Here is a 25421-nt window from a genome sequence, read left to right as displayed (position 1 = left end):
TGCAGATCAGTGCGTGCCGTTGCCGGCAAACATCTGTTTGGCGTGTGTAAAACACTTCTCGGCGATGGCCGAGCGCGGTTCGGTCTTGCGCATCACCAACCCCAGTGGCGCGAGCACGCTGGCGTCCGGCAAGTTGATAAAGGCGAGGTTCTCGATCGGGTTTTCCATGCCACTGTCCAGCGGCATGATCGCGCAGCAAAAACCTTCGTGGATCGCCTGGAACAACTGATAGGTCGAGTCGCTTTCGAGAATGGGCTGCGGGTCGAGGCCACGGCTGCGGAAACTCAGGTCAATGGATTTTCGATAATGCATGCCGTTGCTGATCATCCCCAGGGGCAACTGCGCGGCATCTTCCCAACTCATTTCGGTGCCTTCGAACTGGAAGTGGCGCGTGTCGTACAGCAGGCCGACGCGGGTTTCGCCCAGTTCAAAAACCTCCAGGTAATTGGGGTTTACGTGGTCCAGGTAGCACACGCCCAAATCCAGTTGATTGGTGCCCAGGGCTTCGATGATCTTGTCCGAACTCATGGACGACAGGCTGAATTTGAGCTCTGGAAACGTCTGGGACAGACCTTGGATGTAGCTGATCGAGTTGAACCCGCTGAGCGGTACCAGCCCCAGGCGCAGGCTACCCACTAACTGCCCGCGACACGCCGCCGCTTCGGCAAACAAACCGTCATGGGCGGCGAGCAGGGTTCTGGCCCAGGCCAACACGCGTTCGCCGGCCTGGGTGAAGCCTTCGAAGCGCTGGCCACGGGTGACCAACTCCAGGCCCAGCTCATCCTCCAGATTGCGCAGGCGCATCGACAGGGTCGGCTGGGTGATATGGCAGCGCGCAGCCGCCTGGCCGAAGTGCCGGGTCTGCTCCAGCGCGATCAGGAATTTGAGTTGCTTGATGTCCATTTAAAGCCCCAGCCTGGGAATAAGTGAGCGGTCAGGATAAGTGCCCGTGCCTGCACCCGCAGCAGACCCTCTCATTGTAAGGCCTGCGCGTCCAATCGCCTGCATTGACGTGATCCCCAGCGGATCAAAAGCACAGCAGCAACCTGATTTTCGGCGGTGTGATCGGTTTTTTTAGCGCCCACTGAAACCTGTACGCAATTTGAAACGTTTAAGTGGTTTAATGTTTATGTCGGCTTGCGATGGATCGCAGCCGCCGACAGACCTTCTGTCATTGAATCATCCCAAGGAGCTACACCATGCATGGAAGTATGAAGTCCAAACACCTCGCGTTTCTGTTGATCCCGCTGGTTGCCGCTTGTACCACACCGGACAGAACCCGTGAGTCGGCCGTCACACCGCAAGCACAGCCCCAACAGGCCTGGCAGTTCGACAACTGCTCGGTCGGCTGCCCCAGCGGTGGCAGCCCACTGACGCTGAACCGCCAGGCGTACACCCTGAACAATAATGGCTCGACCAAGTTTGCCAACTGGGTGTCATACAAAATCACCAAGACCACCCCCGCCAGCGGCCGCTCGCGCGACTGGCAGACCGATCCGGACATTCCGGCCGGCGAAACCCTCGACCCGGTGGATTACAACGGCGCCAATGTCGCGCTCAAAGTCGACCGTGGCCATCAGGCCAACCTCGCCTCGATGGCGGGGGTAGCCGATTGGCAAAGCCTCAATTACCTGTCGAACATCACCCCGCAGAAGTCCGACCTCAACCAGGGGCCGTGGGCGCACCTGGAAGACCAGGAGCGCAACCTGAGCAAGCAGGCGGGGATCGACGCGGTGTATGTCGCCACCGGGCCGCTGTATGAGCATTTTGTCGGCACGCTGCCGGGTACGAACAAGGTGCACACCATTCCCAGTGGCTACTGGAAAATCATCTTTGTCGGCAGCTCGCCTGAAGGCGGAATGTACGCCTCGTTCGTCATGAACCAGGAAACGCCCAAAGGCGCGAACTTCTGCGATTACCAGGTGCCCGTGAGTCAAATCGAAGAGCGCTCCGGGCTGACGTTCTGGAGTGATCTGCCGCAGGCGGTGCAGGCCGCGTTGAAGGCCAGGCAAGGGCAGTTGCCGGGGCGCATTGGGTGCAAGCAAGCGTTGTAATAGTTAAGGATCCGTATCACTTCTGTGGCGAGGGAGCAAGCTCCCTCGCCACAGGTTACCGGTGCAGATACTGGCCTTTACTGTCAGCTTCGCTCGGCCTTCACTTAGTCCAGGCGTAGTTCACGGACCTGAAGAATCTGCTGATCAAAATTGACTACGATGATTGCGCAAGGGCTCGCCAGCAACCTGCGCTTATCAACACAGATAGCGGTTGCGTGCTTCTCTGAGCAGGTCACGCATCTGGTCGACGCGCAATAACAGCGTCATTTGCCGCTCATCGACGATAATCTCCACCATGATCAATGCGCAGATCATCGGTGCGGTCACCAGCCAGTGCTCGTAACATTGGGTGGCCAGCGATATGAAGATGCCTGCAATCCACAACCCCAGCACCCACTTCGGGGCACGCCGTTGCAGCGGCACCCAGAAACGCTGCAACCTTTTCAAACGGGCCGTGTGCAGCCTTAACGAGGCTTCGAGTCGGGAAATGTCATTGCTCATGTTTACCCTCCCTCAACGGTACGCGCGCAGCCTGGGAGCGTGGTTCCCAGCCAAGACAGGTTGACCCGTTCGACTTCTATCCAATGCTCGCCGACAGGTTTTGTGCGGCAGCTTTTAAACGCAATACACACCTGCTTTGCGTCCAATAAAGCAAAGTGCCGATAACGGGGCGGGCGCTTAAACACCGAAAAAAACATACGCATCGCCGTGCCTCGCTCAATCAAACGTGCCAACTGAGTTCAAACAGCGTGCCGCCGTTTTCCATGCGGCGGCAGGTCACTGCGCCGCCATGGGCGAGGGCGATAGCGCGCACCACGGCCAGGCCCAGGCCACTGCCGCCCTGGGCGCGTGAGCGGGAGTTTTCACCGCGTTGGAAGGCGTCAAACAGGCGCGCGGCAAAACCTTCGTCGATGCCGGGGCCGTCGTCGCGCACGCGCAGGTAGTTGAAGCCGTCGCGGGTGCTCAGGTGGACGATGACATTGCCCGGTGTCGCGTGCCGCCGAATGTTATCCAGCAGGGCCAGCAAGGCCTGGCGAATGCGCGCCGGGTCGCAGCGCATCGTGCGGCGTTGCAGGTCCAGTTGCAGCACAAAACCTGCGGCCACCAGGCTCGGTTCGAACAACCGTACATCGTCTTCGATGCCTGTCGCCAGGTCGGCTTCTTGCAGGTTGAGTTCCAGGTAGCCACTGTCGGCCAGGCCCACCACGCGCAAATCCTCGATCAAGCGCGTCAAGCCTTCGACCTGGCCCAGCAGGCTATAGAACTGCGCGGTGTCGGGTTCGAATACACCCTCGGCCAACCCTTGCAGGCGCCCGCGCAGAATAGTCAGGGGTGTGCGCAGTTCATGCGCAATGGCGGCATTCCAGAACGCTTGCTCCTGCGCCATGCGCTGCAAGCGTTTGGCCATGCTGTTGAAGTCATTGACCAGGATCGCCGCTTCGCCGATCGACTGGTCACCGGCAACGGCCTGTACGTCCAGGTCGCCGTCGGCCAGTTTGCGCAGGTTCTCGGCCACGGAGTTAAGCGGCATCAGGATTCGCCGCGACAGTTTCAGCGCCACAATCGAGCCCACCGCCAGGCTCACGCACGTGGTCAGGCCCATCCACACCCATTCAGCCTTGGCCGGCAGCCATGCATCCACTTCGGCGTCGGTGAGCGGCCAGTAGGTCCACAGCAATGCATAAAAAATATATGAGCCGATCACCGCCAGGGCGATCACGCACAGCACCACGGCGCACATGGACAGGATGATCTGTCGGCTCAGGCCATTGAGCCCTTTCACACCATGCTCCCGAACCGGTAGCCGACGCCACGGATACTGGTGGGCACACCCTGCACGCCGAGGTCTTCGAGCTTGCGCCGCAGTTTGCTGATATGGCTGTCGACCGTGCGCTCCAGGCTGTCGCTTTCCGGTGAGCACTGGGCCAACAGCTCGGCGCGGGTGAACACCCGTTTCGGTGCCTTGGCCAGTTGCGCCAGCAGCCTGAATTCGGTGACGGTCAAGGCCAGCGGCACTCGGCGGCCGGCCAACGTCACCGTGGCTTCATAGCTTTCCAGGTCAATTTCAAACGCGTCCACCCGCAGCACCGTGGGGCAGGCGCGGTCGCGATAAGCGATGGAGCGGCGCAGTACCGCCTGGGTGCGCGCCACCACTTCGGCGGGGTTGAACGGCTTGACGATATAGTCGTCGGCGCCGATGCGCAGGCCCATGAGCTTGTCCATGTCCTGGTCTTGCGCGGTCAGCATGATCACCGGCGTATGGCCGCGCTGGCGCACTTGCGCGAGCACTTGCCAGCCGTCCACGTGGGGCATCAGCACGTCCAGCAACATCAGCTCCGGCTTGAGCGCCAGGTGCATGTCCAGCGCCTGTTGGCCGTCACGCGCGTGGGCGGTGCGAAAGCCGCTGCGTTTGAGGTAAGCCTCCAGAATGTCGGCGATTTGCGGCTCATCTTCGGCAATCAGCACGAGAGCCTGGGGTTCTCTGACGCAGTCCGGGCGGGGCATCGATGCAACGGGGAAATCAGTCATGGTCTGCTCGGTGAATACGCGGCGAGCCTGTGCATCCCTGCGCTCGTGCTTATCTGCCTTATCGTGGCTGCCGGTCCATGGCCACGTTTGCCAGTAGTGATCATAGCTTCTGGGTGAGGGTGCTGACCTCCAGAGCAGGAATCATCGTGTTCTCCTGGTAAATCTACGCAACGGTTAACGCAAGTGTGCGCAACCAACGTGCGCATTCATGGGAGGTTTTGTGGAGAAACGATGGAGGCGGGCAATAATTTGTGCCCGAGCGCTTAGGAAGGTGGCATGGATTGACGATCAATACCTAAAAGTCCAATATGGAATTATAAGTACAAAAAGCCTATGCCTCTCTTTCTTCACGCTTGCCAAACCAACAACAACTTGCGAGATAACGACCATGAAGAAACCCGCGCTGATCGCTGCACTGGCCCTGGGCCTGTTTGCTTCAAGCCATGTGCTGGCCGCTGAGAAAACCTTGCGTATCGGCATTGAGGCGGCCTACCCACCGTTCGCCTCCAAGACCCAGGATGGCAAGATCGTCGGGTTCGACTACGACATCGGTAATGCCTTGTGCGCGCAGATGAAGGTCAAGTGCGTGTGGGTGGAAGGTGAATTCGACGGCCTGATCCCTTCGCTTAAAGTGAAGAAAATCGACATGGCCCTGTCATCCATGACCATCAACGAAGACCGCAAGAAATCGGTGGATTTCACCCACAAGTATTACTTCACTTCCTCGCGCCTGGTGATGAAGGACGGCGCGGTGGTGGATGACCAGTACGCCAGCCTCAAGGGCAAGACCATTGGCGTGCAGCGCGCCACCACCACCGACCGCTATGCCACCGAGGTGTTCGAGCCCAAGGGCATCAACGTCAAGCGCTACAGCAATAACGAAGAAATCTACATGGATTTGGCGGCGGGGCGCCTGGATGCGATTTTTGCCGACACCATCCCGTTGAGTGACTTCCTGTCGATGCCGCGTGGCAAGGGCTACGCGTTTGTCGGGCCGGAACTCAAAGACCCCAAATACGTGGGCGAGGGCGCCGGGATCGCGGTGCGCAAGGGCAATGCCGAGTTGGTCAGTGAGCTGAATACGGCCATCGACGGCATCCGCGCGAATGGCGAGTATCAGAAGATTTCACAGCAGTATTTCAAGTCCGATATCTACGGCGACTGAGCGTGAAACAGCAACAGTAGAGCCATACTCGGTCACATGTGGGAGCTGGCTTGCCTGCGATGCAGACACCTCGGTACATCAGGAATACCGAGTTGATGCCATCGCAGGCAAGCCAGCTCCCACAGTTGATGAATGATCGTTCAGCCCTTCAATTCCTTAAGGTGCTTGTACACCGTCGCCCGGCCCATCCCCAGCACATTCGCCACGTAGTTCGACGCGCTCTTGCCCTTGAACGCGCCCTCGGCATGCAATGCCAGCACCAGCTCACGCTTATGGTCGCGGGTCAGCAGGTTCAGGCTCAACTGACGTTCACGCATCCAGGCATGCAAGAAGGTGTTGATGCGCTCCTGCCAGTCATCACGAAACAGTGAATCCGGCTGTGGGATCAGCTTGCTCGGTGACAGGAACAGGTCCAGCGCCGCCTTGGCGTTTTCGAACAACGAGATATTCAGGTTGATGCACAGCACTGCCAGCCGACGACCTTTGTGGTCATGCAGCACCGTGCTCAGGCTGCGGATTTTCTGACCATCCCAGTTGAGCTTTTCGTACGGGCCGATATTCACTTCGCGGATGTCATCGCTGAGCATGTCCTCCAGGGAGGAGTCGTCACCAATGGCGCGTTTCGACAGGTTGTTGGCGATGTAATCGACCTTTTGCGTGCGCAAGTCATGCAGCACCACTTCGGCGTGGGGAAAGAACAGCGTGGCGATCGCATCGGCGATCGCCCGAAAGTTCTGCACAACGTTTTCTTGTTCAGCAATGCTCATCAATGCGGCTCCAGGCGGACGGGCGAGAGCATACCAGCGTCCAGGCCAAACCGCGTCAGCGGCTCCGGCAACGGTGCGCCGCGTACCAGCGCCGCGCTGGCCTGGCCCATGGCCGGTGAAGTCTGGATGCCATAACCGCCCTGCGCCGCGACCCAGAACAGCCCCGGCACCTGCGGGTCGAAGCCCGCGAGCAAATCACCATCAGGCACAAAACTGCGCAGCCCGGCCCAAGTGCGGGTAGGACGGCGGATGGTCAAGGTGGTGGCTTCTTCGATCTGGTAAATGCCCATGGCAATGTCCAGTTCTTCGGGCTGCACATCCTGGGGTTCGACCGGGTCGGCGTTGGCCGGTGAGCCGAGGAACATGCCCGCGTCAGGCTTCATGTAAAAGGCTTCGTCGAGGGCCACCAGCATCGGCCACCCATGCGTGTCGACACCCTCTGGCCCGGCGAAGATAAACGCCGAGCGCCGTTTGGGCTGCAGTCCGATGGACGCCGCGCCAGCGAGGCCGCCGATCTGATCGGCCCAGGCACCGGCAGCGTTGATGATGATCGGCGCGGTGTAGGTCGCGTCCTGGGTACGCACCTGCCACAGGCCGTCGGCGTCACGGCTCAGGCCCAGTACCGGGCTGTCGGTACGCACTTCGCCGTGATGGCGACGGATACCGCGCAAATAACCCTGGTGCAGGGCATCGGTGTCGATGTCACTGGCGGTCGGGTCGAAGATGGCGCCGTGGACTTTTTCACGACGCAAAATCGGCAAGCGTGCGCACGCCTCATCGACACTCAGCCGTTCCACCTGCGCCACCGTGGCCTTGGCGCTCTGGTATTGACGCTCCAGTTCCGCCGGGTCGCCGCTGAAATCCACGGTGATCTCCCCGCGTGGCGTCAGCAACGGGTGCTCACAGAAGCCTGCCGGCGGGTTATCAAAAAATGCACGGCTGGCCAGGGTCAACGCGCGCACTTGCGGTGTGCCATAAGCCGCGGTGTAGAGCGCCGCCGAGCGCCCGGTGGAGTGATAGGCCGGGTGGCTTTCGCGCTCCAGCACCAATACTTTGCCATGCTGCGACAACCAGAACCCGGTGGATGCACCGGCAATGCCGCCGCCGATGATGATGAAGTCTGCATGGCTCATAAACATCTCCTTAAACAATGGTTAGCGCTGGGTTTGGTACAGGGCATTGGCCAGTGCGACGTCTTCCAGGCCCAGGCCGATCGAGCGGAAAAACACGTGGCGGTCATAGTCCGGGCGCTGCGCCATATCACTGAGCAACTCCGGCAGGTCGCCGATCACGGCGCGCTTGTCCCAAGCGTGTTGCTCGGCGGCGATCAGCATCTCACCGGCCGCGCCCGGCGTGGTCTGGCGATAGTCGCAGAACACATGCATGGCGTGCAGGCTGGCGGGTGGCACTTCATGGGCGCGTGGCGCATTGGTGCTGATGGAGGTGATCAGCGCTGGCTTACGCAAACGCGCCGGGTCGAGCACCGGGCCGGCCGATGAGGTACACAGCAGGATCACATCGGCGTCTTCCACGGCGCTGTCACAGCTGTCGGCCAGGGTCAGGCGCGGGTCCAGGCCTTTGAGGTGGGCGAGGGTGTCGACGCTGGCGTGGCCCAGGCTCGGTGAATACAGGCGAATCTGCTGCCAGTCGCGCAGGTTGCGCACGTAGTGCAGGTGCGCTTGCGCCACCTTGCCACTGCCGATAATCGCCAGGCGCCGCGCGGCAGCAGGCGCCAGCACGTCCACCGCCAATGCAGTGGTGGCAGCGGTGCGCGCGGTGGTCAGCTCGGCCGCATCACACAGCATCAGCGGCTGGCCGCTGTGCATCGACATCAACAACGTCCAGGCCGTCACCAGTGGGCCTTGCTCGCGCACGATGTAGGGCGACGTCTTGACGCCATAAACGCCCTCATCGGCCAGCACGCCCAGGTAGTTGATAAAGTCGCCGGCCCCATGCGGGAACTCCACCAGCTGCTGCGCCGGCTGCACCGCCAGCCCGGCCGCCAGGTCGCGGAACAGCTTGTGCAGAATGTGGGGCACATCGACCTGGGTGAGCAATTCACGGGCCTGGGCCTGATTCATGACAAGGGGCGTGCTGGACATGGCAATCTCCGCAGATAAACTAATTTGTCCATTATGGACTTTTAGTTCTGTTGGGCAATATCCACGTCAGAAAAAACTGCACGTTACTTCGCCAGCCACACCGTGACACACAAGCCCCGTTGCGCAATGGCGTCAGTAAACGCGAGTTGCACCCGTGCGCCTGTGCGATCGGCAATCACCTTGACGATCGAGAGTCCAAGCCCGGAGCCGGCCTCGTCGGTGCCCAGGCTGCGATAGAACGGATCGAACACGCGCGCCTGTTCCTCTAGCGTAATGCCGGGGCCGGAATCTTTGATTTGCAGTTGAGCGCCGTCGGCAGTCAGCGCAACCGACAGGTCGATACGCCCACCCGGCGGGGTGTAGCGAATGGCGTTATCCACCAGGTTTTTCACCAGCGTAAACAGGTCCAATTCGTTGAACGTCACCTGCACATCCTGGGTGCTTTCAACGCCTATATCGATCTGTTTACTCTCGGCCAATGGCAGCAAATCTTCCAGTATCTGGCGGTACACGGTATGCACCGACAGTGTGGTTTGCGCCCGCTCAGACGCCGACTGCGCTGCCGCCAGGCTCAGCAATTGATCAATCAGTTTGCGCCCGCGTTGAATGCCGCGTGACAGCGGCTCAAACCGCTCGCGGCTGACGGGCGACAGCTCGGTGGCGGCCAGCCGGTCGGCTTGCAGCGCCAGGGCGGTCATCGGTGAACGCAGTTCATGGGCGGCATCGGCGACAAAGCGCCGTTGGCTGTCCATGGACTGCCCGACGCGTGCCAGCAGGCGATTGATCGCGACCACAAACGGGCGTACTTCGCTGGGCAGGTGCTGCTCTTCAATCGGGTGCAGTTCTTGCTCGGCCCGTTGGTCGATCTCTGCGGCAAGCACGCCAATGGGGCGAAACAACTTGCGCACCAAGTCGCCGACCACCAGTAACAACACCGGAAACAGAATCAGGAACGGCAACAAACTGCGCCAGGCGCTTTCGCGGGCGTCCTTGTCGCGGGCATCGGATTCCTGGGCCACGGCGATGCGTTCACCACGGGCGGTGGTGTGCACCAGCACGCGAAAATTTTCGCCGACCACGGCGACGGTAGACAGGCCATCGGCGAGGCTGGCCGGAAACGGCAAAGGCAAGGCTTCATCCGTGGTGCCCGTGGCCCTTGGGCTGTCACTCAGGTGCTGGATGATCACCCGGGTTTCTTCGTCATCGCCTTTAAGCGCCGGGCCTTGTGGGTATTGCAGGGTCATGTGCTGGCGGTCATACAGCATCGCCACCTGGCGCAAGGTGGCGTCCTGCTGTTCGTGGGTTTCTTCAAACGCCGAGACAAAGGCGAACACGCTGGCCACCAAGGCCACCAGCAAAATAGCGAGGGATAACGCCACCGACAGGCGCAGTTGCACTGACTCGCTCAGACGTTTTTTGAAACCATCCATCCCATGCCCCTGACGTTCTTGATCACGTGAGTGCCCAATTTGCGCCGCAAGGCGTGAATCAGGAATTCGATGGCGTTGCTTTCCACCTCATTGCCCCAGCCATACAAGCGGTCTTCCAACTCGCTGCGCGAAAGGATGGCGCCGGGACGAATCAACAGCGCTTGCAGCAGCGCAAATTCGCGACTGGAAAGGGCGACCTCATGCTGTTCTTGCGTACTGGCTTGCTTGGTGAGCAGGTTCAGCGTCACCACGCCATTGCCCAGCAACGACTGGGCGCTGCCGCCTTTACGCCGTAGAACGGCGCGCATGCGTGCGAGCAGTTCCGGGATATCGAAGGGCTTGAGCAAGTAATCATCGGCGCCGCCGTCAAGGCCCCGCAGGCGGTCGTCGAGGCTGTCGCGGGCGGTGATGATCAGCAAGGGCACGGGGTTGTTGCGTGCGCGAATCGTGTCCAGCACGTCGAGGCCATCCTTGCCAGGCAGGCCAAGGTCGAGCAGCACCAGGTCATAGGGATGGGTGTCGAGGGCGGCGAGGGCGGTGAGGCCATTCTTGACCCAGTCAGCGGCATAGCTCGCGTCGCTGAGCGCACGCTGGATCGCATCGCCAATCATCGGGTCGTCCTCGACCAGCAGTATTCGCATAAGTCTCTCCGCACAAAAAGCACGCGCGGCGAGGTGATCGCCGCGTGTGTATTGAAGCACCTGGGCAGGCATTTGTCCGATATCAGCCCTTCATCAGGTCGAAGGTCTTGAGCAGGTCGTCCATCGAGGCTTTGCACTCTGCCTGGTTAGGGTTGCCGTCACGCAGGGCCGAGAGGGCGCGGTCGATGGCTTTGTCGAGCACGTGCCAGTCGTTGGCGGCACGTGGCTTGATCCCGGCTTCAGCGCTGTCCCAGCTGGTTTCCAGGTCTTTGATGCGGGCTTTGGCACCTGCCAGGTCGTTCTTGGCGACAAGACCGGAAACGTCTACCGCGATGTTACGAAACGCCGACAGATCACCCAGTTGCGACATATGGCGCTGGCTGCTGGTGGGGTTGGCCGCGCTGGCAGGTTTGTCAGCCGGCTTGGAACAACCGGTGGCGATGCCCAGCATAAAAATCGCTGAAACAATGGCGGCATGGCGGATCACATTGCGAACTTTGCTCATGGCAGTTTCCTTGGAGTGAGAGTTTATTGAATGAGGGTTTTACGGCTGCCGATGCTGATTTGCGCCACGGCCACCAGCAACACGATCACGCACAAGAACAGCGCGCTGGTCCAACTGGCGCCCATGCCTAGGCCGCCATACGTCTTGGCTTGGGTGAGCAGGTCGCCGAGGGAGGCTCCGAACGGGCGGGTGAGGATGTAGGCGATCCAGAAGGTCAGCACGCTGTTGACGCCCAGGCGCCAGGCCAGCAGTATCACGCCGATTAAACCGGCGAAAATCACCGCGCCGAGGGTAAAGCCCAGGCCCAGGGCTTCGGTGGCCAGGTCACCGGCGGCGGTGCCTAAAGCGAAGGTGCACAGCACGGTGGTCCAGTAGAACCACTCGCGCCGTGGGGTCACGATGTCGCGGATCGACAGGCTGCGCTCGGTGCGATACCAGACGATGAAGTTAAGCGCGAGCAACACCGAAAAAATCGCCGTGCTGGTGTACAGGCTGACGTCGAGCTTATCGGTGAGGATATCGGTGATCTGTGTGCCGACAATGCTCACCAGCACCACCGTCAGCCAGTAGATCCAGGGCGTGTAGGCCTTGGTGCGCAGTTGGCAGAACAACGCGAGCCCCAGCAAAGCGGCCATGCCGAAGCTGGTCCAGCCGGCGCCGAAGCCTGCATCCACGGCGAGGTAATCCGCGCCGGTTTCGCCCACGGTGGTGGACAGTATCTTGATCACCCAGAATGACAGCGTCACCTCGGGTACTTTGTTCAGCCAACGGGCTGCTGTGGCATTCATCGGGGTTACCTCTCCTTGACTGCGCAGTGGTTGGCGCAGGGGAGAAGGTAAGCCCCGACACTTAGCTGAGACTGAGGGCCTGGGGTTTTTTCAATACATGCGCCGTGCCGAGTGTCGTGAGGTGCACCACACTGCCGGTGGGCGGGGCTTGCAGGCCGGAACTGCGCACCAGAATCGCCTGGCCCGGTTCATCCTCGGCAGGCTGCAACACCACGGTCAACGTGCAGGTATTGCCGCCGAATTCGCGCTCGGTCACGACACCACGGCAGCCCGACAGGTCGGTGGTACTCAGCTGCAATTGCTCCGGGCGCAGCATGATCCGCGTTGCTGCGTGGTCCGCCGTACTGTCCACCGGCACACGGCCTAGCCCGCAATGCGCCCAGCCAGCTTCAACACGGGCGGGCATCACCACCGCTTCGCCGAGGAACAACGCGGTTTGCTCATCGACCGGGTATTGGTACAGGTCCATCGGGTGGCCCGCCTGCACCAGGCGCCCCTGGCGCATCACTGCCAATTGGTCGGCAAACGACAGCGCTTCACTTTGATCATGGGTGACCAGGATCGTGGTGATGCCCGCGTCGCTCAGCAGGCGCGCGACCATTTTGCGCATGGCCGAGCGCAGGCCGGTGTCCAGCGCGGAAAACGGTTCATCCAGCAACATCAACCGGGGTTGCTGGGCCAAGGCCCGGGCGAGTGCCACGCGTTGCTGCTGGCCGCCAGACAGTTCATGGGGCCAGCGCCGGGCCATGTTGGCGTCGAGGGCCACGCTGTCCATCAGTTCGGCGATGCGCGTGTGCCGGGCTTCACCTTGGGTGGCCAGGCCAAAGCCGATATTGTCGGCCACCGTCATGTGCGGGAACAGCGCGCCATCCTGCGGTACATAGCCGATCTGGCGCTGGTGGGCCGGCACCGCATGGGTGGCGTCGACCAATACCTGGCCGTTGAGCGTGAGGCTGCCGGTGTCGGGGAATTCAAAGCCGGCGATCATGCGCAGCAGGGTGGTCTTGCCCGAGCCCGAAGGCCCGACGATCACTGTGCGGCTGCCGGTGGGCACCGCCAGGGAGACGTCCGCCAGGGCACGCTGGGTGCCGAAGGTCTTGCAGAGGGCGTGGAGTTCGAGGGCGTTCATCGGCCTGCCGTGCGTTTGGATTGATGGTAGAGAAGGCCGGTTAACGGCAGTGACAACAGGATCATGATCAGCGCGTAAGGCGCGGCAGCGGCGTAGTCGATTTCGCTGGTCAGCGCCCAGAAACCGGTGGCCAGGGTGCGCGTGCCGTTAGGCGCCAGCAGCAAGGTGGCGGTCAGCTCGTTGGTGATCGCCAGGAACACCAGCGCCGCACCCGCAGCCGCAGCAGGCGCGGCCAGCCGCAAAGTGATCAGCCACAGGGCGCGGCCCGGCGAACGGCCGAGGCTGCGCGCCATGTTTTCCAGTTCTACCGGCGCCTGGGCGATACCCGCGCGCAGGCTCACCAGCGCCCGTGGCAGGAACATCAGCAAATAGGCGAGCAGCACGGTGATGGTGGTCTGGTAGATCGGCCGGGCGAAATGAATGGTCACTGTGACCAAGGCCAGCGCCACCACAATGCCGGGCAACGAACTGGTGATGTAGTTGCAGCTTTCCAGGATGCGCTGTAAACGCCCTGGCGCCCGAATCGACAGCCACGCAATCGGCACCGCCGCACAGGTGGTCAGCACGGCACCGGCCACGCCCAGTAGCACGGTCTGCTCCAGCGCGGGCAGCAGTTCGTTGAACTGCCATACCTCACGGCCACCGGCGATCAGCCACTTGCCCAGGGTGATCAACGGCACACCCAGGGCCAGCGCGCAGGTCAGCCCTTGCAGGCCAAGGGCGAGCAGCGTGGTGCGCGTGCGCAGGCTCACAATACGTTGCTCGCGGGCGCTGCCGGAGCCGACCCGCGCATAACGCGCATGCCCGCGTGCAGCGGATTCCGCCGTGAGCATCGCCAAACAACACAGCGCCAGCACCGCCGCAAGCATATTGGCGGCAGGGCCGTTAAAGGTGGATTTGAACTGATCGAAAATCGCGGTGGTGAACGTATCGAAACGAATCATCGCGTACAAGCCGTATTCGGCGAGTAAATGCAGGCCTACCAGCAGTGCGCCGCCGCAGATCGCCAGGCGCAACTGCGGCAGCACCACGCGAAAAAATACCGCCCAGGGCTTGAGGCCCAGGGACTCGGCCACGTCTTCAATGGCAGGGTCGAGCCGGCGCAAGGTCGCCGCCACCGGCAAGTACAAAAACGGGAAATAGGCAATCACCGAGACCAGCACGCCGGCCGGCAAACCATGCATCGACGGCACCAGGCTGACCCAGGCGTAACTGTGCACAAACGCCGGCACCGCCAGCGGCGCAACCGCCAGCAGCGACCACACACGGCGCCCTGGCAGGTTGGTGCGCTCGGTCAGCCACGCCAGCGCAATGCCCAGCACCACGCATAAGGGCAGGGTGAACACCACCAGCAACACGGTGTTGACCAGCAGTTCACCCACACGCGGACGCCACACCAACGCTTCAATCTGCGCCCAGCCGATTTGCCAGGACACGCCGATCACAAACGCAATGGGCAGCAGTGCCAGCAGCGACACCACTACTGACAAACTGGTGACCCACGTGCCCCCACGGCTTTTAAACAAACCGTGGGCGCGTTTACGCGGTTGCGCCTGCGTTAAGGCGGGAGCTAAAGGTTCAGGCAGCAATCAGAGCAGTCCGGCTTGGGTCATCAGTTCGACGGCCTTTTTGCTGTTGAGCTTGGAGGCGTCCACTTTCGGCGCGTCCAGCTGGGCCAGCGGTGTCAGCTTGGGGTTGGACTGTGCGCCCTGGCCCACGGCGTATTCGAACGAGTTGCCGTCCTTGAGGATCGCCTGGCCGTCTTTGCCGGTGATCCACTTCAAGAAGGCCTGGGCTTCTTCTTTATGCTTGCTGGAGGCCAATACACCGGCGCCGGAGATGCTCACAAAGGCGCCTGGATCCTGGTGTTTGAAGTAGTGCAATTGGGTGTTTTTGCTGTTTTCGCCGGTCTTGGATTGGTCGACAAAGCTGTAGTAGTGATAAATCACGCCGCTGTCGACCTGGCCGGCGTTGACGGCTTTAAGCACCGCGCTGTTGCCACGGTAGATGCTCGCGTTGGCTTTCATCGCCTTGAGCCAGTCGAGGGTGGCGGCTTCGCCTTTGAGTTCCAGCACGGCGGCGACGATGGCCTGGAAGTCGGCACCGGCCGGTGAGGCAGCCCAGCGGCCTTTCCAGCTTGGCGAGGCCAGGTCCAGCAGGGACTTTGGCAGCTCGGCTTCTTTGAGTTTGCTCGGGTTGTACACGAACACCGTCGAACGTGCGGCGATGCCCAGCCACTTGCCGTGGGCGGGGCGGTAGGCGGTGTCCACTTGTTCCAACGTGCTCGGCGCTACTGGCGCGAACAGCCCGGCGTTGTCCACCAGCACCATGGCCGGGGAGTTTTCGGTGAGGAACACGTCGGCCGGTGAGGCCGCACCTTCCTGCACAAGCTGGTTGCCCATCTCGGTGTCGTCGCCATTGCGGATGGTTACCGGAATCCCGGTTTCCTCGGTGAAGCCCTCAACCCAGGCCTTGGTCAGGCTTTCGTGCTGGGCGTTGTACACCACGATGCCGGCGGTTTCGGCGGCATACACTTGCCCGGCGCCAACCAATGCAGTGGCGAGCAGGGCTTTAGTGAGGAAAGACGGTAGACGGGAAGCCATACGTTGAATGCTCCGGTTTTTATGTAGGCACGGGAAGCCCGTGAGGGGTCGATTGAGACTAGACCAATAGGAATCATTTGCATGTTGGGGCGCGGCGAATGTAGAGGCGCAGATGAGAAAAAAACGTCAAATAAACGGTTAACAAATGTGATGAGGCCTATTAAATGACGCAGGTCAAATGTGGGAGCTGGCATGCTCGCGGATGCAGTGGTTCAGTCAGCATCTCTGGGTCTGACCCACCGCATTCGCGAGCAAGCCAGCTCCCACCGTTTTTATTGTGTTCAGGCAGGCGGGGCTGTGGGTTTAAGGCACTCGATGGATCGGTCCACGGTGGTCTTGGCCATCTCCAGCAAATGCCACACCGCCAGAATCTTCGCGCGCTGTGGGCTGGCCAGTAATTCACCGCAATTGAGCGCGGTAGCTGAAGCACTGTCGAGCAAGCTGGCGGTGTAGAGCAGGGCGTCTTCGAAGCTCAGGTCTTCGATTTTAACGCCGTTGGAGGGCAGGTAATGGTCGATGGCGCGGTTGAAGGCGGCGCGGTCTTTGGCGGCGTTGCGGGGTGGGTCGGGGACGACTTTTTTCATGGTGTAACTCCACATGGTTGGAGCTGACACTTGTCGCGACTAAACGAGGGTGGCAGCTGTACGCAGGTTAGTCGACCGGTCACATGGAAAACCGGCGCACCCGAAGGTGCCCTACGCACAGCCACCATAAAATTTCACGGAGGACCATGCGCCATGTAAGACCCGAGCGACTAAACCCGATCACTGATAAGCAGTGACGGATCGCAGACTAGCCATCGATTCCAACAGGCACAAGGCGGCAAGGATTGTCTAGGAAACGTCCTGCAATTTAAAGGGACGCGCCCTGCTGGCCCTTTAAAAACCATGACCAAATGCCACTAATCTCGCCACAGATCGTTCCCGCGCTCTGCGTGGGAATGCAGCCTGGGACGCTCTGCGTCCCGCTCACAACATTCAAGTTTTGCGCAGGTGCGACGCGGAGCGTCACGGGCTGCATTCCCACGCGGGAGCGTGGGAACGATCTATCAAGTCCGGCCATTTTTGTAGGCGTTAATTTCTAGTGATGTAGGCAACTTCCCAAATATCACTCAGCCTTCCCGACCTTGTGTCCGAGCCCTGTTCGCCTGCTTATATTCCAACGCCATCTTCATTGCATTCAGGGATACGAAGCATGGCGCAGGGCTATATCAACGACCGCCTCACGGACTACATCAGCTTGAAAAACCAGTTGATGGGTCATGCCCCGGGACGGCAGCGTGCCGATCCCTACAGCGTGATCTGCTCGCTGGAAGAGGCCTGGCTTGTGCGCCATGCCGAGGCAATCGGTCGGGAGCTGGACGCGCGCGCCGCCACCCAAGTGGTCAACAACTATGACCTGCTGCAAAGTCTTCTCGGGTACGGCTCGTTGGGAGTGGGCAGCTCAACATCGGCGTGGGCGCGGCATCTGGACGAAGTGGCGCAGACGCTGGAAGAGATTGAGCGGCTGCACCAGCGCCTGAAAACCGCAGGCTTGGAGCGTGAGGCTTTTTTGCGCCAGCGCCAGGCGCTGTTTGGGCTGCTGGATACCCAGTTGCAAGGCGCGGCGCGATTTGGCACGGGGTTGCGAGGTAATCAGGCGCTGAAAAAGATATTGGGGGTTTCAACCAAAAGCTATCTGCACAAGGGTGAGATTGCCGGGTATGCGCAGCGGATGCGGAGCATTGCGCAGACCTCGAAGTGGTTGGGGATGGGCACCTATGTGGGCTTGGCACTGGACGTGGGCGTGGCAGGGTTGGAGATCAAGGAGGCGTGTGTGGAGGGACGCGAGGCGCAGTGTCGGCGGGCGAAGTATGTGGAAACGGGGAAGTTGGTGGGTGGCGTAGGGGGCGCTTATGGCGGAGGGAAGGCGGGCGCGAAAATAGCCCGTCTCGGCTGCAAGGTTTTTTTGGGCGTCGTGGCTAAAGGAAACGGTGACCTGGCTTGCGCAGTGATCGGCGGCGCTGCGGGAGGGTTTGCAGTAGGCAATGTAGTTGGCGATTTCGGTGCGTTTCTGGGCGGGCAAATCGAAGAGATCGACGGTGATCTGATCTTTCAGCCAGAGGGCGCATAAGCATGGATTTTCAACTCATCCTTGCAATCATTCTATCCATAGCGACGTTCGTTTTTGGCGGACTCACTTTCTACGCCGAGTGCACAAAGCTCGAAGCCCTGGAAAGCTACTTCAGCGAAAACGAGGTGGTCTGCGCCAACAAACGGTTTTGGGGCAGAAACAAGCACATCGACAGGTTTCATCGCATGCTCGTGATCAGTGACCTGTTGGGCATGCCTAAATTTCACATTAAAAGAGGCGAGGTGACCGAGGCAGAGGTGGCGGCCGTCCCCCTGTCCCTCAAGCGTTGGGCGGTGTGGCCGTATCATTTTGGGATGGTATGGTTTGCTGGCTGTATCCTCTGGTCCATCTTGTATGGCTGGTAGCCTGCGGCCATCAGATCGTTCCCGCGCTCTGCGTGGGAATGCAGCCTGGGACGCTCTGCGTCCCGCTCACAACATTCAAGTTTTGCGCAGCTGTGACGCGGAGCGTCACGGGCTGCATTCCCACGCGGGAGCGTGGGAACGATCTGTCAGCGCATATGCAGGATAATCGGGCTACTACTGGCCGGGTCCGTATGCCCGCGCAGCTTGTTCACCGCCGCAGCCTCCACCGCGCCGCCGTTGTTGCCCCATGTACCGCGCACGTAGCTCAACACCTGGGCGATTTCCTGGTCGGACAATTGCTCGCGGAATGCCGGCATGCGGTACGCGTCCGGCATACCGGCGGTCACGATGCGTTGCGAGCCATTGAGGGTGATGTTGATCGCCGAGGCGCTTTCCTTGGCCAAGGCTGAGGTAGCACCGGCCAACGGTGGCATCCACTCCGGCTGGCCTTTGCCGTCCAGGCCATGGCAGGAGGCGCAGCGGGTGGCATAGGTGTGGGCACCCGGTGCGCTCGTGTCGAGCGCTGCCGTTTGGTACTGCCACGGCGAACCGTCACGCTGCGGGTCGCCCGGCAGTGATTTGAGGTAATGCGCAATGGCCGCCAGATCGTCGTCTTGCATGAACTGCGTGGAGTTGTTAAACGCCTCGGTCATCGAGCCATACACCACTGCGTGTTTGTTACGCCCGGTCTTGAGGAATTGCACAATCTCCGGCTCGCTCCAGCGGCCCAAACCGGTGTTGTGGTCCTGGCGCAGGCTGGGTGCGTACCAGCCGTCGAGCAAGGCACCGGCGAGGAACGGCGCGCCGGACTCGTCCAATGCCTTCTCGTTAAACGCCAGCCCACGCGGCGTGTGGCAACTGCCGCAGTGGCCGGGGCCTTGGACGATATAGGCGCCACGGTTCCACAACGCGTCCTGCTCGGGTTTGGCGGCATAGGTTTTAGTCGGCGCGAACACGCCGTTCCACAGTGCGATGGGCCAGCGCATGTTCAGTGGCCACGGGATGCTGCTGGGAATGTTCGGCTCGCTGGCCGGTTGCACGCCTTGCATAAAAAACGCATACAGCGCACGCATGTCGTCGTCGCTGAGTTTCACGTAGGACGGGTAGGGCATGGCCGGGTAGAGCCGTCGCCCGCCCGGTGCCACGCCGTGGCGCACGGCGCGGTCGAAGTCGGCCAGGCTGTAGGTGCCGATGCCGACGTTCTTGTCTGGCGTGATGTTGGTGGCATGAATGGCGCCCAGCGGGGTGGCCATCTCCAGGCCGCCGGCAAACGGCGCTTTGCCCGGCAGGCTGTGGCAGGCCACGCAATCACTGACGCGGGCGACGTATTCGCCACGGCTGACCAGTGTCGGGTCAGCCGTGGCGTTGGCCTGTTCAAACGGCGAAGCAGGTTGACGGGTGACGTACCAGGCCAGCAGGCCGGCGGCGACTGCGCCGGCCAGCACCAGCCAGCCAGCGGTTCTAGCCAATCGTTGGTTGTTCATAGGCGTTCCTTGTCGGTCAGGCGAAGGTGTATCGGCTCAGGGGCAGGCTGCGGATGCGCTGGCCGGTCAAGTGCGCCACCGCATTGGCCACGGCAGGCGCCACTGCGGGTAGCGGCGGCTCGCCGATACCGCCCATCTTTTCGCCGCTCTCGACGATCTTTACGTGCACCTTGGCCATCCGCGAGGGTGGCAGGATCGGGTAAAGGTCGTAGTTGCGCGCCCGTGGTTTACCGTCCACGTACACCGCTTCTTCCACCAACGTTTGTGACAAGCCCAACGCTACGGCGCCGTTGACCTGGGCCTCGATGATCGCCGGGTTGACGATGCTGCCAGGGTCGATGGCTTCCCAGATGTTATGCACCTTGACCTGGCCGTTTTCGATCGACACTTCGGCAACCACCGCCGCATGCGAGCCAAATGGCGAGGCCATGGCCACCCCACGGGCACGCCGGCTGCCGTCTTCTGCGGTATACGGGCCACGTTTCCAGCCACCGGACAACTCGCCCACCGCTTGCAGCAACGTGGTCAGGCGTTTGTTGTCGCGCAGCAGGTGCAGGCGCAACTCATACGGGTCATGGCCGCCTTTGTCAGCCAGTTCATCGAGGAAGGCTTCGTAGAAAAAGTCATTCAGCGAGTTGCCCACCGAGCGCCAGTAGCCGAGCATGGCCGGGCCTTTGACGTAGATCTGGGCGATGCGTTTGTTGGGAATCGCGTAGGATTTGCCCGACAACCCTTCAAGAGCCGTCGGGTCGATTTTGTCGCCCTGTTTGCCGGCGATGGCTTCGGATGGGCCTTCGGTGGCGCTCACGGCTTCGATGGCCACCGGCAAGCCTTTGTCATCCAGCGCCGCGCGGAATTTGACCACCGCGACCGGGCGCAGCACATCGCGCAGGAACTCTTCTTCGCGGCTCCAGATCAGCTTGACCGGGCGTCCCACAGCCTTGGCCAATGCGACGGCCTGCGGGTACGGGTTGGCTGAGTCGTACAGGAAATGCCGACCGAAAAAGCCGCCCAGCAACGGCGAATGCAAGGTGATCTTTGACACATCCAGCCCGGTGCGCTTGGCGATGTCGGCGCGGAACATGTCTGGCGCCTGGTTGGGCAGCCAGACTTCCAGCGTGCCGTCCGGGTTATAGCGCGCCAGGGCCGATGGCGGCTCCAGTTGGGCATGGTTGACGTACTGGTTGTGGTAGGTGGCTTCGACCTTGGTCTTGGCGTTTGCCAGCGTGGCGTTGACGTCGCCTTCGTTTTCTTCGTCGCGGGCCGGGCCTTGCTGGGCGGCGAGGAAGTCACGGTATTTGTCGCTGGAAAAGTCTGCCGGCATGGCGCGCACTGTAGAGTCAGCGGCGGCTTCCAGCCATTCGACCTGAATAGCTTCTACTGCACGCTTGGCGTGCCACCAGCGCTCGGCCACCACGGCCACGGCGCCAGGCAGTTGATGCACCGAGTGCACGCCTTTCATGGCTTCAACTTGCGCCTGATTGCGCAGGCTGCCCACGGTCATGCCCAGGCGCGGCGCATGCTGCACGGCGGCGTGGAGCATGCCGTCGACCTTGAGGTCGATGCTGTATTGCGCCTTGCCGGTGGATTTGTCGTAGGCATCCAGGCGTTTGACCGGCTTGCCGATCCAGCGGAACTGGCTCGGGTCGCGCAGGGTGATAGTGGACGGGTCAGGCACCGGCATGTCGAGGGCGCGGCTGGCGAGTTCGCCGTAGCCCAGCGAGCGGCCCGAGGCGGCGTGTACCACGCGGCCGGGGGTGGTGGTCAGTTGCGCGACCGGCACGCCCAGTTGCTCGGCGCCGGCCTGCAACAGCATGGCGCGGGCCAGGGCGCCCAGGCGGCGCATTACCGGGTAACTCATGCGCACCGACATGCTGCCGCCGGTGATGCGCATGCCGTTTTCCATCACCACATAGGCATCGCCCGGTGGCGCGGCTTCGACGACAAAGGTGGCAGGGTCGGCGTCCAATTCTTCACCAACAATTTGCGCCATGGCGGTGTGGGTGCCTTGGCCGCCTTCCATAAAGGGGCTGAGCAGGCGCACCGTGCCGTCTGGGCGAATCTCGAGAAACGCCGGCACCTGCGTGCCGCGCTCCGCAGGGTTGGCGGTGGCCGCGAAGGCGCGGCCGCCACCCAGCGGCAGGCCGAAACCAATCACCAGCGCGCCCACGGCGGTGCTGGCCAGAAAGCGCCGGCGTGACAGGTTGACCGGGTCGCCCAGGGCCACATCAAGCAGTTCGTTGCGCGTATTCATCATGCGCGCTCCTTCTGCTGGGCCAAATCCTGCATGGCGGTGTGGATGGCGTTATAGGTGCCGCAGCGGCACAGGTTGACCATCGCGGCATCGATTTGCGCGACCGTCGGCGCGGGGGTGTGCTTGAGCAGCGCCGTGGCCGCCATCACCTGCCCGGACTGGCAATAGCCGCATTGCGCCACCTGATGCTCGACCCAGGCGGCGACCACGTGCTTGCCCACCGCATCGTCCTCAATGGCCTCGATGGTCGTGACCTCGCGGCCGACCACACCTGCCACCGGGGTAACGCAAGAGCGCACCACATTACCGTCCACCAGTACCGAACAGGCGCCGCACTGGGCCAGGCCGCAACCGTACTTGGTGCCGGTCATGCCGAGGTCGTCGCGGATCACCCACAGCAGCGGCGTGTCGGCGTCGGCATCGACCTGGTAGGTCTTTTGGTTGATACGTAATTCCATGGCGGGTTCACCTGCTGATCATCGGTTGGTGGTGCTGAGCTCTTTTGAGCCCTTATAAGAAGAGTGGGACTTGTGGCCCATCGTTGCACTCTAGACCACGGCGCAAGGGCTATCTATCCGCCAGTCGATAAGTCGGAGGATCAGGCAAGTATTTCGCAGGAATGCACTACCGGCAGCTTGATCGCTCCCACGCTCCGCGTGGTAACGCATCCTGTGACGCTCTGCGTCACGGCGTCAGAAGCGGGACGCGGAGCGTCCAGGGCGGCATTCCTTTGCGGCGCGTGGGAACGATCCTATAGGCACTCCTTTGTGTGTAGGCAACCTCTGATCCGACCCGGCTCGCCGCACTTTTTTTGATTCTCCTGATCTATCCCTGTCACGACCCCACTCATTCAGAGTGTGGGCAGCAGAATCAGACCCGGTGCCGATGGATCGAACGTCACATACTTGTATCTCCCGCTGGCCGTTGTTTTTGGTTGTTCTTTTGGCACTGTTTGCCAGTGGTTGCAGCCAGCAGCAGGGCCGCGATATCGCCAGCCAGTTCAGCAATGGCAGGCCCGATGAGTTCTTTCAGACCAGCGTTGACCGCATGGCAACCCTGAGCATGCGCGACAACTTGCAAAGCCTGTATCTGCTGATGAGCAAGCTCTACCTGCGCAACCCCAGCCAGTGGCGCCTATCCGGTTACCCGGATGCGGTGAGTGCCGCGCGGGAAATCCGCCAGGCCATCGAGCATCAGCAACCGCTGCCGGCCCTGGGCGAGCGGCGCGATCTCGCGGCCTTGAGTTACTCGTTAAGCCCCGACTTCAAAGGCGACCGGGTCGGTGCGTTTATCTACGCGATCGGCAGCATGCTGGTGACCGCCCACGGCGGCCGCACCCAGTTCTATATGACTGACTCGATCAACCCGCAGTTTGTCAGCAACGCCGCACGCAATATCGAAAAAGCCACCTGGCTGCTCAGTCAGCGCCAGGATGCCAACGGGGTGTTGCTGCTGTTTTCCAACGAGATATCGGAGGAGGGCAGTAACCTGAGCTTTGCGGTCGAGTTCGGCAAAGTGGTTGCGCGCCTGGACTTGCTCGCGCAGATGCTCGATGAACGCTACCGACGTGTGGCGCTCAACTACGCGCAGAGTTTGCTGCTGATGAATTTCTTGCCGGTGCAGTAATGTAGGTACGGTATTTCCCTTTCAGGTGTAGGAAGTGGCCTATCTTAAGTCCCCACGCTTGAAACACCCCTCGGTGGGCAATAGCCTCGGACTTTTCTCAACGGATGAGTGCCTACCTTGGGTAAGCGAAAAACGGTTTGGCCTACGGATCGCGAAGTTCGTCTGCGATTCATTCTCTTTGCGGTGATCGACGTGGCAAGCGCCCAGGGTGTTCCTGCCGAGGTGTTATTGAGTGCACATAAACTGCTGCGCGATTCGCCGGCGGAGTCTCAGTTACGTAAAGCCCTGGCTGACATCCTGGCCTGCGATGAAATGGCGGGGTTCAGTTTCCTCAGGGGGTCTGAGGCGGATGATTTTATGCGCACGATCGAACCGCTCACGGACGCGACTGATCACCAGGTTTTGCTCTCGGGTTAGATCGTTTATTTCCTTAAGTGAGGTCGCAAGGCTTTAATCGCATATCCATCCTGGCGTTTATGCGGTGCCAGTAGCGGCTTTAAACGTCTTTACAGCGATTTATCTGTTATCACGCCCGGTGTCGCTGTCCTGGTCACCCAAGCAAGCTCCCGAACAGCCATTTGTGCTGCTCTGCCGTCGTCTTGCGCCGTCGCCCGGTGTCTCTAGAATCGGCGCCAGAACTTAGCCATTTCCTGTCGATTACGGAGTTTCGAACATGATGAACGCAATGCAGATGCCGATGAACACGTCCATGCCAATGATGCCGATGATGGGCATGCCGATGATGATGGCGACCATGAAGTGCGAAATGGCGGGCGACGCCATGATGTGCACCATGAAGCCGGCGGCCGGTATGGACATGGCGCAGTTCAAGACCAATGCCGACATGATGGCGATGATGATGAACTGCGGCATGCCGATGATGATGCAGTGCGCAAACATGTCGATGCTGTGCATGTCGGCCGATGCCATGAAGATGATGGCTGACATGAACATGCCGATGATGACCATGGGCATGTCGATGTCGATGTCGATGATGAAATGCATGATGGAATGCAGCGTGATGGGCGACAGCATGATGTGCAAAATGATGCCAATGCCAGGCATGAGCATGGCCATGATGGAAAACTGCTGCATGCTCATGAACAAACTGATGAATGACTGCGCCATGCCGATGATGATGAGCTGCAACGGCATGCCGATGATGTGCTGCACCTGCTGACCGCTGCTGCCTGAAACGCAAAAAAAAGCCCCGACTTGTCGGGGCTTTTTTGCATTCAGTCCAGGCGTTCCGGGTAGGTGATCACCAAAAATGCCACCGCCTCGCTGTCCGCCGGGTTGCGGTAGCGGTGGGGCTGGTCGGCGTAGAACAGGATCGAGTCGCCGGTGGAGAGCAAGTAGCGCTCATCGTTGACGCTGACTTCCAGTACGCCCTGGGCCACCACCAGGTTTTCCTGAATGCCGGGGCCGTGACCGGCAGAAATTTCTTCGCCGAGCGCACGCAAGCGGATTTCGTAAAATTCCGATTGGCGGGCGGTATCAAAGGGAAACAACGCACGGCTGACGAATGCCCCGTCGGCACTTACCAGGCGTTTGCTTTGTCGCGCCGGCAACACCTCGACGCCTTCAAAGGCACGGTCCTCCAGAAAGGCCGCGACCGACACCTTCAAGCCTTTGGCGATTTTGCACAGCACCTTGATCGACGGCACGCTGCGGCCCGATTCGATCTGCGCCAGCATCGCCCGGCTCACGCCACACGCGCGTGCCAACCCGTCCAGCGAGAGGTGGCGCTTACTGCGCAAACGTTGCAGGTTCTGCGCCACGCACAGGCTGGTGTCGTCATCCTCAATCGCAGGTTTTGGCAGTGCTTGGGCTGATTCGGGCAGTACCTGTAAAAAATTCATCGGCG

General features: G+C 61.0%; 26 protein-coding genes. 6 read left to right on the top strand and 20 right to left on the bottom strand.

The genetic code is table 11. The features are described 5' to 3' along the window. Positions 1 to 6: 6 nt before the first annotated feature. Complete coding sequence (locus tag AB4P96_RS20530; protein ID WP_169987174.1) at positions 7 to 903, bottom strand: LysR family transcriptional regulator; 897 nt, start codon at positions 901 to 903, stop codon at positions 7 to 9. 296 nt (positions 904 to 1199) lie between these two features. Between AB4P96_RS20530 and AB4P96_RS20525 the strand changes: the two genes are divergently transcribed. Continuing rightward, positions 1200 to 2054: a DNA/RNA non-specific endonuclease gene (locus AB4P96_RS20525; RefSeq protein ID WP_099547733.1), complete on the top strand. Its 855-nt coding sequence runs from the start codon at positions 1200 to 1202 to the stop codon at positions 2052 to 2054. Positions 2055 to 2249: 195 nt separating this feature from the next. On the opposite strand, the gene AB4P96_RS20520 is transcribed toward AB4P96_RS20525, so the two are convergent. The 3 genes from AB4P96_RS20520 to AB4P96_RS20510 all read right to left on the bottom strand — a co-directional run bounded on the left by AB4P96_RS20520 (position 2250) and on the right by AB4P96_RS20510 (position 4583). Next, the gene (locus tag AB4P96_RS20520; protein WP_176991967.1) at positions 2250 to 2555 is read right to left on the bottom strand and encodes a hypothetical protein; all 306 of its coding nucleotides are present in this window, start codon (positions 2553 to 2555) and stop codon (positions 2250 to 2252) included. 220 nt (positions 2556 to 2775) lie between these two features. Continuing rightward, positions 2776 to 3837: an ATP-binding protein gene (locus AB4P96_RS20515; protein WP_017137699.1), complete on the bottom strand. Its 1062-nt coding sequence runs from the start codon at positions 3835 to 3837 to the stop codon at positions 2776 to 2778. After that, positions 3834 to 4583 carry a response regulator gene (locus AB4P96_RS20510; RefSeq protein ID WP_026013754.1) on the bottom strand — a complete coding sequence of 250 codons (750 nt, stop codon included), beginning with the start codon at positions 4581 to 4583 and terminating at the stop codon, positions 3834 to 3836. Before AB4P96_RS20510 ends, AB4P96_RS20515 begins: the two co-directional genes overlap by 4 nt. A gap of 388 nt (positions 4584 to 4971) precedes the next feature. Here AB4P96_RS20510 and AB4P96_RS20505 point away from each other — a divergent pair, with 388 nt between their 5' ends. Beyond that, a complete protein-coding gene (locus AB4P96_RS20505; protein ID WP_395600008.1) occupies positions 4972 to 5748 on the top strand; it encodes an ABC transporter substrate-binding protein in 777 nt (258 codons plus the stop codon). A gap of 140 nt (positions 5749 to 5888) precedes the next feature. On the opposite strand, the gene AB4P96_RS20500 is transcribed toward AB4P96_RS20505, so the two are convergent. From AB4P96_RS20500 to AB4P96_RS20450, 11 genes are all read right to left on the bottom strand, one after another. After that, positions 5889 to 6515: a transcriptional regulator gene (locus AB4P96_RS20500; RefSeq protein WP_017137702.1), complete on the bottom strand. Its 627-nt coding sequence runs from the start codon at positions 6513 to 6515 to the stop codon at positions 5889 to 5891. Next, positions 6515 to 7648: an FAD-binding oxidoreductase gene (locus AB4P96_RS20495; RefSeq protein WP_017137703.1), complete on the bottom strand. Its 1134-nt coding sequence runs from the start codon at positions 7646 to 7648 to the stop codon at positions 6515 to 6517. Before AB4P96_RS20495 ends, AB4P96_RS20500 begins: the two co-directional genes overlap by 1 nt. A gap of 21 nt (positions 7649 to 7669) precedes the next feature. After that, positions 7670 to 8617, bottom strand: a complete 948-nt coding sequence (locus tag AB4P96_RS20490; protein ID WP_170038621.1) for an ornithine cyclodeaminase family protein — start codon at positions 8615 to 8617, stop codon at positions 7670 to 7672. A gap of 83 nt (positions 8618 to 8700) precedes the next feature. Beyond that, positions 8701 to 10047 (bottom strand): ATP-binding protein, encoded by a 1347-nt coding sequence (locus AB4P96_RS20485; protein ID WP_099547738.1) that lies wholly within the window; start codon positions 10045 to 10047, stop codon positions 8701 to 8703. Then, positions 10023 to 10688, bottom strand: a complete 666-nt coding sequence (locus AB4P96_RS20480) for a response regulator transcription factor (RefSeq protein ID WP_017137706.1) — start codon at positions 10686 to 10688, stop codon at positions 10023 to 10025. The genes AB4P96_RS20485 and AB4P96_RS20480 overlap by 25 nt, the downstream gene beginning before the upstream one ends. 82 nt (positions 10689 to 10770) lie before the next feature. After that, positions 10771 to 11193: a hypothetical protein gene (locus tag AB4P96_RS20475; protein ID WP_017137707.1), complete on the bottom strand. Its 423-nt coding sequence runs from the start codon at positions 11191 to 11193 to the stop codon at positions 10771 to 10773. A gap of 23 nt (positions 11194 to 11216) precedes the next feature. Beyond that, entirely contained in the window at positions 11217 to 11981 is a 765-nt protein-coding gene (locus AB4P96_RS20470) for a hypothetical protein (protein ID WP_176991964.1), read from the bottom strand. Positions 11982 to 12042: 61 nt separating this feature from the next. Continuing rightward, the gene (locus AB4P96_RS20465; RefSeq protein ID WP_395600007.1) at positions 12043 to 13110 is read right to left on the bottom strand and encodes an ABC transporter ATP-binding protein; all 1068 of its coding nucleotides are present in this window, start codon (positions 13108 to 13110) and stop codon (positions 12043 to 12045) included. Next, positions 13107 to 14696: an iron ABC transporter permease gene (locus AB4P96_RS20460; protein WP_026013755.1), complete on the bottom strand. Its 1590-nt coding sequence runs from the start codon at positions 14694 to 14696 to the stop codon at positions 13107 to 13109. Before AB4P96_RS20460 ends, AB4P96_RS20465 begins: the two co-directional genes overlap by 4 nt. A 3-nt stretch (positions 14697 to 14699) precedes the next feature. After that, on the bottom strand, positions 14700 to 15713 hold the full coding sequence (locus AB4P96_RS20455; protein WP_395600006.1) for an iron ABC transporter substrate-binding protein: 1014 nt from the start codon (positions 15711 to 15713) through the stop codon (positions 14700 to 14702). Positions 15714 to 15994: 281 nt separating this feature from the next. After that, positions 15995 to 16297: a DUF6124 family protein gene (locus AB4P96_RS20450; protein ID WP_186617408.1), complete on the bottom strand. Its 303-nt coding sequence runs from the start codon at positions 16295 to 16297 to the stop codon at positions 15995 to 15997. Positions 16298 to 16907: 610 nt separating this feature from the next. Here AB4P96_RS20450 and AB4P96_RS20445 point away from each other — a divergent pair. Beyond that, a complete protein-coding gene (locus tag AB4P96_RS20445) occupies positions 16908 to 17825 on the top strand; it encodes a hypothetical protein (RefSeq protein WP_395600005.1) in 918 nt (305 codons plus the stop codon). Positions 17826 to 17827: 2 nt separating this feature from the next. Beyond that, the gene (locus AB4P96_RS20440; protein WP_170038613.1) at positions 17828 to 18190 is read left to right on the top strand and encodes a hypothetical protein; all 363 of its coding nucleotides are present in this window, start codon (positions 17828 to 17830) and stop codon (positions 18188 to 18190) included. A 146-nt stretch (positions 18191 to 18336) separates the two neighbouring features. Here the strand turns inward: AB4P96_RS20440 and AB4P96_RS20435 are convergent, their stop codons facing one another. The 3 genes from AB4P96_RS20435 to AB4P96_RS20425 are packed head-to-tail and all read right to left on the bottom strand — an operon-like array spanning position 18337 to position 22386. Beyond that, positions 18337 to 19674 carry a cytochrome c gene (locus AB4P96_RS20435; protein ID WP_138450651.1) on the bottom strand — a complete coding sequence of 446 codons (1338 nt, stop codon included), beginning with the start codon at positions 19672 to 19674 and terminating at the stop codon, positions 18337 to 18339. Between the two features lie 16 nt (positions 19675 to 19690). Next, positions 19691 to 21928 (bottom strand): molybdopterin cofactor-binding domain-containing protein, encoded by a 2238-nt coding sequence (locus AB4P96_RS20430; protein ID WP_017137715.1) that lies wholly within the window; start codon positions 21926 to 21928, stop codon positions 19691 to 19693. Continuing rightward, positions 21928 to 22386, bottom strand: coding sequence for a (2Fe-2S)-binding protein (locus tag AB4P96_RS20425; RefSeq protein ID WP_017137716.1), 459 nt, complete (start codon positions 22384 to 22386; stop codon positions 21928 to 21930). Before AB4P96_RS20425 ends, AB4P96_RS20430 begins: the two co-directional genes overlap by 1 nt. Before the next feature lie 427 nt (positions 22387 to 22813). Between AB4P96_RS20425 and AB4P96_RS20420 the strand changes: the two genes are divergently transcribed. Continuing rightward, complete coding sequence (locus AB4P96_RS20420) at positions 22814 to 23554, top strand: hypothetical protein (protein WP_170038609.1); 741 nt, start codon at positions 22814 to 22816, stop codon at positions 23552 to 23554. 117 nt (positions 23555 to 23671) lie between these two features. Continuing rightward, positions 23672 to 23971 (top strand): hypothetical protein, encoded by a 300-nt coding sequence (locus tag AB4P96_RS20415; RefSeq protein WP_138453771.1) that lies wholly within the window; start codon positions 23672 to 23674, stop codon positions 23969 to 23971. A gap of 240 nt (positions 23972 to 24211) precedes the next feature. Here the strand turns inward: AB4P96_RS20415 and AB4P96_RS20410 are convergent, their stop codons facing one another. Both AB4P96_RS20410 and AB4P96_RS20405 read right to left on the bottom strand, forming a co-directional pair. Continuing rightward, positions 24212 to 24727, bottom strand: coding sequence for a hypothetical protein (locus AB4P96_RS20410; protein WP_395600004.1), 516 nt, complete (start codon positions 24725 to 24727; stop codon positions 24212 to 24214). 62 nt (positions 24728 to 24789) lie between these two features. Beyond that, positions 24790 to 25416, bottom strand: coding sequence for a helix-turn-helix domain-containing protein (locus tag AB4P96_RS20405; protein WP_236447651.1), 627 nt, complete (start codon positions 25414 to 25416; stop codon positions 24790 to 24792). Positions 25417 to 25421 lie beyond the last annotated feature (5 nt).

The organism is Pseudomonas sp. B19125 (assembly GCF_044218855.1).
Taxonomy (GTDB): domain Bacteria; phylum Pseudomonadota; class Gammaproteobacteria; order Pseudomonadales; family Pseudomonadaceae; genus Aquipseudomonas; species Aquipseudomonas edaphica.
The sequence above is the reverse complement of the archived record's forward strand: the minus strand, read 5'-3'. Positions and strand labels throughout refer to the sequence as shown.